Consider the following 13,129-nt stretch of genomic DNA (forward strand, 5'->3'; position numbering starts at 1 on the left):
CCATTTCCAGGAGGGAGACCATGCGAATGACAGTGCGCCGTTACCGGCGGCGGCGTACAGGAAGTGATGCACTGGGATTTACGCGCTCACCTTTTGCTCCCCCCTTTTTCGACCGACTCGAATTTTTGAGCCAGTCCATCAGCCAGCCCCGCAAAACAGACGCCCCTTTTATCCTTCTGGTGACGGAGGATCACTACCTGCGCACTGGCTTTCTCAACGGGCAGTTTCCTCTAAGCAGCTGCTGCGACTACGCCACGCTGGACGACGCCCTTATCGCGCAGACACAGTGGCCCTCCGCCCGTCTGGTCGTGGATATAGAAAGCCGGTCCACGGGGCTGCTGGAGAAACTGGATCAGTTGAGAAGGCATAGCCTGTTTCCTCCGTTCCTGACGCCCTGGCTGTTAGTCCGGGCCGATAATTACGACACCCGCCTCTTCTGCAAAGCGGCAGGTCCCTTTCATGTGCTCGAACGTCAACTGAACGCCGCCGCGCTCCAGCACAGCCTGCTGGATACCCGCCCCCCGCAGGGGTCCGACAAAGACTGGTTCTCACGCAATGAATGGCCCATCCTGCAGGAGCTCTCACGGGGCAAGACGCTGCGTCAGATTGCCCTGATGCAGAATCGCCCCTATAGCCGCATTATCTATCGTCTCAGCTGCATCCTGGTGAAACTGGGGCTGAGTCATCGGCAGGAATTACTTCACCTTCTTAATAACCTCTCAGACTGCACGTTTACACTCACGTCCTAACCCCTTATTTCCTAAAGCGGTTTAGGAATTTACTTACCAAATGCGTTACATAAATGTTAATTTTTAACAATAAAATCGAAATTATAACTATTCCTAATTTATGGGCGTAAACCTTGTGAAATGCCATAAATTGAATGAACGGCAGCACTTTCCTCCATCCGTTAAGTGAATGCAGATAGCGTTAACAAGATGATAATGATGTAAAAACAAGCAGCTTAGCGACAACGTCCAGGAGTAAAAAGCGAAGCGGGTAGCATGTTCTCCTGCGGAGCTGGCGCCGTTATCATGGTCAACGCAAGCACTTTCGGATGAAGGTCTGACGGCCTGCGAGGGCAATTTTTAACCTCAGCGTCGTGGGTTCCCCCGCAGAAATGATGTCTATTTTTGTTAACAACTGATCAACATACAGAGATATCTGTTATTTTTTGTTATTACATAAAGATGAAAATATGCGGTAAATGAGATAATAGGATATTTCCGCTAATTTTAAAAAAATAGTGATTCAGATCCAGAAGATAATACAAACCCATGCGCGGATATTAATTTACAGGGTTTTCGGAAAAAACTTACCCTGTATAATAAGATGCGTACCAAATTTGAATAAGAAAAACCTTTTTGCCAACACCAGCCTAATGAGATGACCGCGCTGAGGCATAGTTCTTTTCATTACGTAAACAAGGATGCTTTCGCTCTTTCCAGGGAAATACTACGGTATAGGGATCTGCACATTATATCCTTCCGGCATTTCGAGAGTTTTACCAAACTCTGCATAACGCTTTTAACAATCTGAGGCATTAAAAATGAAACCGGCATCCGTTATCATTATGGACGAACATCCTATCGTCAGAATGTCGATAGAAGTCCTGCTACAGAAAAATAAGAATATCGCAGTCAAGCTCAAGTCTGGCGATAGCCATGAAGTCCTTGACTGTATCCGCAATCACCCTATCGATCTGGTGATCCTTGACATTGAACTCACGGGCACGGATGCTTTCGCTTTACTTAAGAGAATCAGAAACTTAAACAAAGAGATTAAGGTTCTGTTCCTCTCGTCTAAATCAGAGCTATTTTACGCGGGTCGCGCCATTCGCGCCGGGGCAAATGGCTTCGTCAGCAAACGGAAAGATTTGGGTGAGATCTACAACGCCGTAGAAATGATCCTGATGGGCTATTCCTTTTTCCCGTCGGAAACGCTGAACTTTATAAACCACCTGGGGTCAGGGAAAGGGATGGCAGTAGATATGCCATTATCGAATCGTGAGGTCACGGTATTACGGTATCTGGCGAATGGATTATCCAATAAGGAAATTGCTGAACAGCTACTATTAAGCAACAAAACTATTAGCGCGCATAAATCCAATATTTATTCCAAGCTGGGTGTGCAAAGCATCGTGGAATTAATTGATTACGCCAAAGCGCACGAACTGCTTTAACCTGAATTCACTCCCTGCAGCTTATCTGAGCTGCAGGGAGTGCGGTCAGTGCTAATTATAGTTAATCATAAAGGTGGCATCCGCATCGGCTCGTCCGGGCTGAGGATTATCTGCGGTGGCAATATAATTGGCATAAAACGACAATGTCGCATTCCCCTGCGCATCAACCGACACCGGCTGGCTGGCCTGCTGGAGAGCCAGACGCGTTTTATCCGCATCCCTGATCTCTACCGCGACATGACTTGCTGTACTGGCGTCATTGAGCGCCAGCAAACCGTTATTGCTCCCGTCAGCTTTACCCGAAAACGTAATGGACGCCGCGCCCGGCGGGCAGCCGGTCAGCTTCAGCGTAAACGGCATGGGCTGCGTGCGGCTTCCGGTGGTGCTGAGCTGTTTCGTGGGCCAGGTGCCCAGCGTGACGGTCTTGTCGCTGTCGCTGCCCTCGGCAACGCAGGTAAAATCAACGATATTGCCGTAGAGCCGAATGTTAATCTCGCCCAACGCGGTGTCCGCCTGAGCCTGCGTGCAAAGCGCAAAAAGCGCCACGGTGATAAAACGGATCCCGTTTCGCATATTGGCTCCTTAGTCGTAATCCACGCGCAAATACCCGCGCGAGGTGAAACGCCCTTCCGCTGGCTTATTGCCCGTCACGCTCACCGGCCATACCCGGATCCCCACCTGCGCCTGCGCGCTGTCGTCAAGGCGGAACGGAATTTTGCTTGTCAGGTTGTTAGGCGTGAGCGGCGCTCCGCTCTCGTTGGCAATGATGAACCCGACGTCCGGGTTATCCGACACCAGCACATTATCAGAGACTTTTTCCGCCTCGACGCGCATCGTCAGCATGGCGTTCGCCTCCACGTTGGTGCATTTGATCGCAATGGTTTTGCTTTGCGATGAGACGCCCTCCGGCTTGTTACCCACGCCCGCCTTGCTGAACAAAGAGGCGCCAATGTCACCGAAATCAAACTCCACCACGTTACCGGCATTAATGGCACAGCTTTGCGGCACCTGAATGGTTCCGCTGTAGCTAATGGTATAGACCGGCGTGGTTAGCGGATCGGAGGAGGTAGTGGTGACGTAGACCCGGAACATGGTGGCACGCGGGATAACCACCATGTTGATAAAACGCCGGGTCACCTTAAGGCGGAAGACAAGGCTGGAGTCCTGAACGCCAAACGGTTTGTTTTTGGAGACGTTAGGATGACTCCCCATCTGGATATAGCTTTTTGGCGGGTAAAACACGCCAGCGTAGCTGTCCGTGATTTTCATGGCCCCGTCCAGATAGTCGTTCAGCTTCAGATACTGGTAGCCATCGCTGGTCCCGGTGATTGGATAATCCGTCACATAGCTGCGCTTGGTGGTGTTCCCGGTCGTGCCCTTCGGGCAGACGGCATTCACCCCTACCCACTGCGATTTTTCGCTGAGCGTTACGACCTGTCCAATCTGGTTATTCGAGCTATTGAATTTATCCGTCAGGTCGTAATGCACCTCCGTCGGCACGCCTTTCTCATTGACGCACACGGTAGCGAATGCGTTTGTCGCGGGCAGTAACGCCAGCAGCGACAAGGCAAAGATTTGGGTTTTAATCACAGCTGATCCCCTTAAGTGTGATTGCCTGTTGCAGGCTCTGTTCAGACAAGCTGTAAGGTGCGCGACACTGGGACTGCGCCCCGTCGCCCCACTGGATCAGCAGTTCGCCTTCCAGCGGCAGCCCACTCAGGTAAATTTGCCCGTCATCCCCCACCATGCTGGTGACACCGCTTCGGGTTTCACGGACCACCGCGCCGAACGGCACGGGCTGGTTACCGCGCATCACCGTCAGCAAAGCGCGCACGCCAATGCGGGTATCAAAGCTGGCGCGCACCAGCGCGCCTTTCGTCGGCACCACGCTGCTCACGTTGTTTTCGATATCGGTGTTGTTGCTCATGGTGTTGGTATCCAGCGCCACGCGGTTGTAGCGATAGACGGTGGCATACGGCATCACCGCGTAGCCTCGCCAGTCGGTTTTCACCCCGGTCTGGTTTTCAATGCTGACGCCTGATGCTCCCGGCGCTTTGATCAGCACGTTGGTGTCGCCCAGCGGCTGGCTGAAGGTCACGCCGTCGGCGTGTCCGACCACCCCGCCGGAGAGCTGCCAGTTGAGATCGTGCTGATCGTCGCTGTAGTTGTAGCCCACGCCCAATGTGCCGTAGGTCGCCTGCCAGTTGGCGCTGGCGCTTCCGCTTGCGCCGTTGGTGCTGGTGTGTCCCTGGGTCACGCTGTAGTTCAGGTTGCGGTCCTCCAGCAGCGTTCCGCTGACGCCGGTTTGCCAGCTTGTGTCGCCATCGCTGTTTCGACTGGCGGATGCCGTAGCGTAGGCGCGGTCAATCGCGCTGTCCCGGCGATAGCCCTGACGGGTAAAGAGGCTGAACGGCACGGAGACGTTAAATGACGCGATCCGATCGGTGCCGTCTATCCCAACAGATTTGTTCCACGACCACGAAACGGAGTAGTTGATCCCCTTCACGCCGCCCGCATAGCCCAACTGGTACCAGAGGTTCGTCTCATCGGTTCCCCAGTAGGTCTGCTCGCTACCGGAGATATAGACCGAGCCGTAGTCCCCCAGCGACTGAGATACGTTGAGCTGGAAGCGGCCTTTTTTATTCCACGTCAGGTTGTGATAACTCTGCACGTCTGGCACATCGTTATCGTTCTGGCTATCGGCATACTGATAGCCTTCCATTGAGCGCCAGGCGACATCGTCGAGGGTGTAAAAGCCTTTTGTGGAGTAGCGGTAGCCCAGCAGCTGGAAGTTGGTGCCGAAGCCGTTAAGGGATTTCGCATAGAGGAAGCGCAGAGACTGCCCTTCATGCTTGCTGTCGTCCGCAAGCTGGCTGCGGGCGTGGGTGATATCGAGCGAGACCGCGCCCCAGTCACCCAGGTTTTTTCCGGCCCCGACGGCCACCGCGGTATAGCGTGACGCCAGCTGTGTCCCGCCGTAGAGCGTGTAACCGTTGGCAAGACCGGTAATCAGGGTGCCCTGGGTGAAGAACGGCGTGTCCTGATCGCTGTTACCGCTGCGGTAATCCCCCGCGACGAGGTCGTACTTCCAGCGCCCTTCACGCTGCAGAAGCGGCACGGTGGAGTACGGCACGGTATAGCGCTGCTGGGTGCCGTCTTTCTCTTCGACCGTGACCTCCAGGTCACCGCTTGAGGAGGTCGGGTTAAGATCGGTAATGGCAAATGCGCCCGGCTGGACATAGCTTTGATAGATAACGTAGCCATTCTGGCGAACCACCACTTTGGCGGGCGTACGGGCGATCCCGCGCACGGTCGGCGCGTAGCCCTGCATGCTGTCCGGGTACATGCTGTCAGACGAGAAGAGCCGCCCGCCGCGGAACCCCATGCTGTCGAAAACGTCATTGCCGGTATTGCTGTCGCCCAGTACCAGTTCACTTTTCAGCGGGATAACGGTGCGCTGCGCCCAGGTGCCAATATTCTGCCACTCGCTGTGCCGCTGCCCGTTATTCTGCGTGTACCGCCATGCACCGTTGTTACGTAAACGCCAGGCGCCATAGTTCAACCCGCTTTGCAGGTTCAGATAATAGCTGTCGTCTTCGCTTCCCCGGTTACCGGTGAAGCTGTAGTTCACCAGCGCGGCGGGAATGCCTTCATCCCACTGTTCGGGCGGAATATACCCCCGGGCGCTGTTCTGCAACGCCACCTGCGGCAGGCTGACGTCCAGACGCTGTGAGGCAAAGTTGAATACCGTTTCGCTGCCGGGTATGGCCGTAGCCAGCGGAACGCAGGTCTCGCCCTGCACCTTAGCCAGCTCGGGAAACGCCGCAACGTTGACGCCAAAGCGGTCAAGCATCGCGCGCGTAATGCAGGCCGATAAACCGCCCGCCACCGGCGGCGTGTTCTCGGCCTGCTCAAAACGCACGTCCTGGGTACCGATAAACTCATCGTTGCGCCAGATATCCACGCGATAAACGCCGGGTGCCTGCTGATGTCCTTGTTCAAAACGCGACAAATCCGCCACGCTGGCGGTGTCGTCGGACAAAAAGGCCGGGTTGAAATAGCTTTCGCTCCAGCCAGCCTGCGGCCAGAGCGCAGCCATCAGCGCCAGCGCAACCGGGCAGTAACGTCTCTGGTGGTTTTTCATCGCCCTGACTCTGCTCACAGGTTGACGCTACGCGCCGGGGTGATGGCACCGTAGTCATTCACGCTCTGCCAGGAAAGCGTACCGCTGGCACCGGCTGGCAGCACCTGCTGAGCCGAGCTTTTCGGCGCAACCATCAGGTTATCCAGCTGCTGCCCGCCCAGCTTCAGATTGACGAGGGTGATGTAATACGGGGACGCGTTGCTAACTTTGAGATGGCTGCCCGCGCGCTCAAACCGCAGCTGGGAAAGCGCCTCTTCAGGCTGCATCGCCAGGTTGTTCGGGCGCACAAACAGCTTGATGCGCGAGAGGATCGCCAGCTGCAGCACGTTATTGTTTTCCGTTTTCGCTTTGTTCACTGACGGGATCGCTTTCACGTTCATGTAAAACAGCGATTCGCGGTCGGCAGGCAGCGCCGGACCGGCGTAAATAATACGCAGCGTGTTTTCACTGTTCGGCTCGCTAACAAACAGGGGCGGCGTGACGGCAAAGGTTTTTTCTTTTTGCCCGTTCGCATTTTCGATCCACGCGTTAATTAAATAGCGTTCCTGTTTGTTGCTGTTGGTGATCGCCAGCGACGTTTGCTTCGCCTCTGCGGGATAAATAACACGCGTGGCCCCCAGCGCAATACCGCCGGATGCATTTGCGCAGGCAGAAACCATCATCAAAATAAACGATAAAAAAAGTCCTGGTTTAATTAGGGTATTCATCACAACCGTACCTTTAATAATGTGTTCGCAGGTGTTATGGATAAATCAACGTAAACCAGACATCCGACTGAATTTTGCCTGGCTCGAGATGTTCGGAAATAGCCCGATAGCGAGCGCTAAAATGGAACGCGAGCTCGCGGGTTTCGATCGGCAACCAGCTGACGGCCGTGGCGTTTGGGATAATCTGACGCTGCTGTTCGTCAAAGAGCGCCAGCCCGACGCCGCTGCTGACAGGTGTTTCACCCGGCCGCGATGTCGCCAGAAAGACCTGCGGATCCTCTGCGGGTGTGACGCCCTGAAACTGGATCCCCACGGTGCGCGAAACATCCACGCTGCAGTCCAGCAGCCGCACGGTGAAAGGTACATTCACCGTGGAAAAACTGCCCACGCCGGAAAATGAATTGGTTCGGTACTGCCCCATGTCGATGCGCATATTCTGGCTATCGGGCGCCACGGCGCAGCCGCCGTTCACCAGTTCCCCCCGAAGATGAACCTTGCCACCTTCGATCACCACGGTATGCGCCGATGCCGGGCAAGCCATCGCAAGGGTTAACAGCAGTAGTGTTCCAGTCCTTGTCATCCTTCGTTCCTGGCAATAGCGTATGACGGGCCTCGTCCCTGAGGCCTGAACATCCCTGTGCGGAGGAATTACTCGTATTTCATTACGAAGGTGGCGTCAGCGTTCGCCTGGCCCGGCTCGGTGGTGGCAGCCGTTGATTTATAACGCGCGGTGAACTTCAGGGTGTTGGTCCCTTCGATCAGCGTCTGCGCAGCAGAGAAGGTCGCGCCGTCTGGGGTCAGAACGCTGGATTTGCTGTCGAGGATCTCGATACCCACGCCTTTCGCGGTGTTGTCGTTGTTACCGGAGGTCACGGCCAGCAGGGTTTTGTCGGTTGGGTCGATCTGACCGGTGAACGCAACAGCTGCAGTTTTGGCAACCAGCGGATCGCAATCATTCAGTTCAATGTTGAATGGAATATTAGAGGTGGTGTCGCCCACTTTAGTAAATTTCGCGGTGCGATACTGACCCAGATTAACGGTCTGCTCGGAAGAATCCGTATTTACTGAACAAGCGGCATTAACCAGCTCACCTTTAAAATGTACGGTACCGCCATTTACGGAAACCGGCGCAGCAGGATCTGCTGCATTTGCGGCACCCGCAACCAGGGCCAAAGTTGCAATAACAGTAGAAGCAATGTTGCTGAGTTTCATGTCTATTCCTTTAAAATGTAAATAACCCTTCCCGCGAATAATCGGGAATAAGAAATACGTTCAATTGAGTAATTGAAAGCTTATTTCGGAGGAGACAAAGTAGCTCAGGAGGCGATTTTTAAATATGTCAAAACGCTGCCATTTCGCCAGGTCACATCCTAATCCCGCCTAAGAAATTGACCATCCCTTAAGAAGGGTTTTTGCGTCTTGCTGATAAAAACGCGTAAAGGGTGACTGACAGCGAGGCTCGCTTCTGACAAAATACACGCATCCCCCCTTTCAAACGTTACAGACGGAATCTTCTCTCTGATGGCAGCAAAGATTATTGACGGTAAAACGATTGCGCAGCAGGTGCGCTCTGAGGTCGCGGAAAAAGTGAAGGCGCGTAAAGCCGCCGGAAAACGCGCCCCCGGGCTGGCCGTTGTGCTGGTTGGCAGCAACCCGGCATCGCAGATTTATGTCGGCAGCAAGCGCAAAGCGTGTGAAGAGGTCGGCTTCGTCTCCCGCTCTTACGATTTGCCGGAAACCACCAGCGAAGCAGAACTGCTGGAACTTATTGACACTCTGAATGCCGATAAAGAGATCGACGGCATTCTGGTTCAGTTGCCGCTGCCAGCAGGTATCGACAACGTGAAGGTGCTGGAGCGTATCGCACCGGATAAAGACGTGGACGGTTTCCATCCGTACAACGTTGGCCGTCTGTGCCAGCGTGCGCCGCGTCTGCGCCCGTGCACGCCGCGCGGCATTGTGACGCTGCTGGAGCGCTATAACATCGATACTTACGGCCTGAACGCCGTGGTGATTGGTGCCTCTAACATCGTGGGCCGTCCGATGAGCATGGAGCTGCTGCTGGCCGGCTGCACCACCACCGTGACCCACCGCTTCACCAAGAACCTGCGTCATCACGTCGAAAATGCCGATCTGCTGATCGTCGCGGTCGGTAAGCCGGGCTTTATTCCGGGCGAGTGGATTAAAGAGGGTGCGATCGTCGTGGACGTCGGGATTAACCGTCTGGAAAACGGCAAAGTGGTTGGCGACGTGGTGTATGAAGATGCCGCCGCGCGCGCCTCTTACATTACCCCTGTACCGGGCGGCGTGGGTCCAATGACCGTCGCAACGCTGATTCAGAATACTTTGCAGGCATGCGAAGAATATCACGACGTAGAGGACGCGTAAGATGGCGACTTTTTCATTAGGTAAACATCCGCACGTTGAGCTGTGCGATCTGCTCAAGCTGGAAGGCTGGAGCGAAAGCGGCGCGCAGGCGAAAATCGTTATCGCCGACGGGCGGGTGAAAGTCGACGGCGTGGTAGAAACGCGCAAGCGCTGCAAGATTGTCGCGGGCCAGACCGTGAGCTTTGAAGGACAGAGCGTAACCGTTACGGCCTGAGCCCTTTGATGCCCGGTGGCGCTGCGCTTACCGGGCCTACGTACGGTCTCCGTTTGTAGGCCGGGTAAGGCGAAGCCGCCACCCGGCAATTTCTCTCACTATCCCCTCACACCCATCACGGTTATTTATCGATCCACTTCAAATAATCGCTATTTCATCTGTTGAAACGTGAAAATTCAGTTGCGCGTTTTTCACTCTTTGCCCACGATAAGTAGAACGTTCTACTAAAACGTTCTACTTACAATAACAGCGCCAAAAAAAGCGCTATTCGGGGGAAATCAGCATGAGTCTGATATCAGGGTTTGTTAAATCGCTGTCTAAGTTATCGATGATTGGTCGCGCCTTAATGCTGCCAATTTCACTGCTTCCCGCTGCGGGCCTGCTGCTGGCCTTCGGCGATAAGTTCCACCTGCCGCTGATGATGAACGCAGGCGGGGTTATTTTTGATAACCTGCCAATGCTGTTTGCCATTGGCTCCGCCGTGGGTCTGGCGTCAGAATCCGGCATCGCGGCGCTGTCTGCGGCCGTTTCGGTGTTTGTCACCAATATCACCATCAGCACCGTGCTGAGCATCACGCCGGAAATGGCCTCCCAGGGCGGGAAATACGCCATGGTGGTGGGCATTCCGACGCTGCAGATGGGCGTCTTTGGCGGCCTGATCTGCGGTATTCTCGCGGCCTGGTGCTATAACCGCTTCCACACCATGCAGCTGCCGGAGTTCCTCGGCTTCTTTTCCGGCAAGCGCTTCGTGGCGATTGCAACGGCGTTCCTCTCTTTCCTGATGGGGCTGCTGCTGCCGTACGTCTGGCAGCATATCCAGGCCGGTATCGACGCGCTCTCCGTGGTGGTGAACGGCGATAATCAGGCGGCGTCGACCTTTATCTTCGGTCTGGTGGAGCGCGCGCTGATCCCGCTCGGTCTGCACCATATCTGGTATCCGTCGTTCTGGTATTCGTTTGGCGATTACACCACCCAGGCAGGCCAGGTGATCCATGGCGACCAGACCATCTGGTTCAAGATGCTGGAAGAAGGGGTGAAATCCTTCAGCAGCGACACCTACCAGAACGCCGGCAAGTTCATGCAGGGTGAATTCCCGCTGATGCTGTTCGCGCTGCCTGCGGCGTGCCTGGCGATGTATCACGAAGCCCATACGAAGAATAAGAAAATCGCGGCCGGTATTCTGTTCTCCGCGGCGCTCACCTGCTTCCTGACGGGGATCACCGAGCCGGTCGAGTTTACCTTTATCTTCGTGGCGCCGATCCTGTACGTCTTTAACGCCATCATGGCGGGTCTGGCCTACATGACCATGTACCTGCTGCATGCGCATATCGCCAAGTCGTTCTCTGCGGGCTTTATCGACTATCTGTCATTCGGGATCCTGCCGTCGTTTAACGGCTACCAGACCCACTTCCTGAGCGCCATTATCATCGGCATTCCAATGGGCCTGATTTATTACTTCACGTTCCGCTTTGTGATCCGTCGTTTCGACGTGAAAACGCCGGGCCGCACTGAAGTGACCGCCAACGCGGATGAGAAATCGGATTCCGAACTCGCGACCGAGATTATCACCCTGCTGGGCGGGGCGCATAACATCGACTCCGTCGGCGCCTGTATCACCCGTCTTCGCCTGGAAGTGACAAAAAGCGAGGTGGTGGATAAAGACGGCCTGAACGGACTCGGCGCGCGCGGCGTGGTCTTCGTCGGCGATAACGGTATTCAGGTGATTTTCGGTGCCAGAGCACAGTTTATCGCCCAGACCATGTCCACCATGATCGGCAAATAATAAGATGCCTGAGCGACACGTCTCCCGTACGCTGGGAGACGTGTTTTATCTGGCTGATAATCGGCAAATTTCAGGGAGCGGTTTTGAAGAAAGTCAGCATTATTGATGTCGCAAGGCACGCGGGCGTGTCGGTTTCCACCGTCTCGCTGGTGCTGCGCCAGAAAGGGAAAATCTCAGAGGCAACGATCGAGAAGGTCAACGCTGCCATCAATACCCTGGGCTATGTTCATAACGTCGCCGCTGCCAACCTTCGCGCCAATACCTCCAACCTGATTGGCCTGATCCTCCGTGACTTTAGCGACAGTTTCTCCATCAAGGTGATGGCGAGCATCGTTCAGGATCTTGAAAAACAGGGGTATATGGTTTTTCTCGGACAGCCCCAGAACGACCATGACCAACTTGAGCGCTGCCTGCTGTCGTTTAAGCAGCAGGGCGTCGCCGGGGTGATCTATCTGGCCTCGGATACCCGCACCTCTACCCTACCGGAACAGATTCGCCGCTGCCCGCTACCGCTGGTGGTGGTCTCTCAGTCGCTGCTGGATGAAAAATGCAATCTGGTGATGCGCGATAACCGTCAGGCGGCAAACCTGGCGGTGCGTTATCTTATCGAGCGCGGCCATCGCAATATCGCCTACATTGGCGGACGTGAAGGCTGCCTTATCCGCGAGCAGCGCCTGCTCGGTTTTCGCAGCGCGATGACGCAAAACGGGCTGGTCTGGCGCGATGAATACTCTCCGGCCTGCAGCGATGACACCCTGGCTGCGGGTTTCGCCACCCGCCAGCTGCTGGAAAAAAACAATACTATCACCGCCCTGCTCTGCCACTCGCCGGATGCCATGATCGGCTCCATCTCCGGTATTCATCAGGTCGGACGAACGGTGGGTAAAGATGTGTTTTTAACACAGCAGGTCGCGCTGGTCGGTTTCGAAGATATGCTCCATGTTAACCTCACCTCGCCGTCATTTACCTACGTCTCATCCGCCAGCGAAGAGACGGGGCGTCAGGCTGCCGGGCTGATTATTCGCACGCTAAAGGAGCCGACGCTACAAACCCAGCGCATTACGCTTTCCGGGCAGCTTATCGCGCGCGAGTCGGCGTAAAATCAGAATTTCGCACAGGTTTTTTAGCGCGAGATGACTGCTATATTTCCATGATTTGCCATGGATAATCACAATGCCTACCGTCATTACACACGCTGCTGTTCCGCTTTGCCTGGGCCTGGGCCTGGGAACCAAAGTGATTCCTCCCCGCCTGCTGTTTGCCGGGATTGTTCTCGCCATGCTGCCGGACGCCGACGTGCTGGCGTTTAAGTTCGGCGTCGCGTACGGCAATGTTTTCGGCCATCGCGGCTTTACCCACTCCCTGCTGTTTGCCTTCGTGGTGCCGATACTTTGCGTGCTGACTGGACGACGATGGTTCAGGGCCAGCCTGACGCGGTGCTGGCTGTTTTTAACGGTGTCATTGCTGTCGCACAGCCTGCTGGATTCGATTACCACAGGCGGGAAAGGCGTCGGCTGGCTGTGGCCCTGGTCAGACGAACGCTTCTTTGCGCCGTGGCAGGTGATTAAGGTCGCGCCGTTTGCGCTCTCACGCTATACCACGCCGTACGGGCATCAGGTGATTATTTCAGAACTGCTGTGGGTGTGGCTGCCGGGGGTTGTGCTAATGGGGATGTTGTGGTGGAGAAGAAGGTAAAAAAAAGCCGGGTGGC

13 protein-coding genes are annotated in these 13,129 nt (G+C 55.2%); 7 read left to right on the forward strand and 6 right to left on the reverse strand.

Going from position 1 to position 13,129, the window contains the following annotated elements:
* Window positions 1–20 precede the first annotated feature (20 nt).
* Window positions 21–749, forward strand: a complete 729-nt coding sequence (locus P349_RS05815) for a helix-turn-helix transcriptional regulator (RefSeq protein ID WP_032646214.1) — start codon at window positions 21–23, stop codon at window positions 747–749.
* Window positions 750–1,549: 800 nt separating this feature from the next.
* Complete coding sequence (gene fimZ, locus P349_RS05810; RefSeq protein WP_024906886.1) at window positions 1,550–2,182, forward strand: fimbria biosynthesis transcriptional regulator FimZ; 633 nt, start codon at window positions 1,550–1,552, stop codon at window positions 2,180–2,182.
* Window positions 2,183–2,233: 51 nt separating this feature from the next.
* Here fimZ and sfmF read toward each other — a convergent pair whose 3' ends face one another.
* The 6 genes from sfmF to fimA form a co-directional block, all read right to left on the reverse strand.
* The gene (sfmF, locus tag P349_RS26880; protein WP_032646212.1) at window positions 2,234–2,755 is read right to left on the reverse strand and encodes a fimbria assembly protein; all 522 of its coding nucleotides are present in this window, start codon (window positions 2,753–2,755) and stop codon (window positions 2,234–2,236) included.
* Window positions 2,756–2,764: 9 nt separating this feature from the next.
* Window positions 2,765–3,772, reverse strand: coding sequence for a type 1 fimbria D-mannose specific adhesin FimH (fimH, locus tag P349_RS05800; RefSeq protein WP_024906884.1), 1,008 nt, complete (start codon window positions 3,770–3,772; stop codon window positions 2,765–2,767).
* Window positions 3,765–6,326 carry a fimbrial biogenesis usher protein gene (locus tag P349_RS05795; RefSeq protein ID WP_032646210.1) on the reverse strand — a complete coding sequence of 854 codons (2,562 nt, stop codon included), beginning with the start codon at window positions 6,324–6,326 and terminating at the stop codon, window positions 3,765–3,767. Before P349_RS05795 ends, fimH begins: the two co-directional genes overlap by 8 nt.
* Window positions 6,327–6,340: 14 nt before the next feature.
* Window positions 6,341–7,033 (reverse strand): type 1 fimbria chaperone FimC, encoded by a 693-nt coding sequence (gene fimC / locus P349_RS05790; protein WP_032646209.1) that lies wholly within the window; start codon window positions 7,031–7,033, stop codon window positions 6,341–6,343.
* Between the two features lie 34 nt (window positions 7,034–7,067).
* A complete protein-coding gene (gene fimI / locus P349_RS05785; RefSeq protein ID WP_024906881.1) occupies window positions 7,068–7,613 on the reverse strand; it encodes a type 1 fimbrial protein subunit FimI in 546 nt (181 codons plus the stop codon).
* 68 nt (window positions 7,614–7,681) lie between these two features.
* Window positions 7,682–8,245 carry a type 1 fimbrial major subunit FimA gene (fimA, locus tag P349_RS05780; protein WP_023310641.1) on the reverse strand — a complete coding sequence of 188 codons (564 nt, stop codon included), beginning with the start codon at window positions 8,243–8,245 and terminating at the stop codon, window positions 7,682–7,684.
* A 309-nt stretch (window positions 8,246–8,554) separates the two neighbouring features.
* Between fimA and folD the strand changes: the two genes are divergently transcribed.
* The 5 genes from folD to P349_RS05755 all read left to right on the forward strand — a co-directional run bounded on the left by folD (window position 8,555) and on the right by P349_RS05755 (window position 13,113).
* On the forward strand, window positions 8,555–9,421 hold the full coding sequence (gene folD / locus P349_RS05775) for a bifunctional methylenetetrahydrofolate dehydrogenase/methenyltetrahydrofolate cyclohydrolase FolD (protein WP_008499332.1): 867 nt from the start codon (window positions 8,555–8,557) through the stop codon (window positions 9,419–9,421).
* Between the two features lies 1 nt (window position 9,422).
* A complete protein-coding gene (gene ybcJ / locus P349_RS05770; RefSeq protein WP_023310640.1) occupies window positions 9,423–9,635 on the forward strand; it encodes a ribosome-associated protein YbcJ in 213 nt (70 codons plus the stop codon).
* A 283-nt stretch (window positions 9,636–9,918) separates the two neighbouring features.
* Entirely contained in the window at window positions 9,919–11,418 is a 1,500-nt protein-coding gene (locus P349_RS05765; RefSeq protein ID WP_024906880.1) for a PTS transporter subunit EIIC, read from the forward strand.
* Between the two features lie 83 nt (window positions 11,419–11,501).
* The gene (gene malI / locus P349_RS05760; protein ID WP_032646208.1) at window positions 11,502–12,518 is read left to right on the forward strand and encodes a Mal regulon transcriptional regulator MalI; all 1,017 of its coding nucleotides are present in this window, start codon (window positions 11,502–11,504) and stop codon (window positions 12,516–12,518) included.
* Between the two features lie 73 nt (window positions 12,519–12,591).
* Window positions 12,592–13,113, forward strand: coding sequence for a metal-dependent hydrolase (locus P349_RS05755; RefSeq protein WP_032646207.1), 522 nt, complete (start codon window positions 12,592–12,594; stop codon window positions 13,111–13,113).
* Window positions 13,114–13,129 lie beyond the last annotated feature (16 nt).

Source organism: Enterobacter sp. DC4, assembly GCF_000568095.1.
In the GTDB taxonomy this organism is placed as follows: domain Bacteria; phylum Pseudomonadota; class Gammaproteobacteria; order Enterobacterales; family Enterobacteriaceae; genus Enterobacter; species Enterobacter pseudoroggenkampii.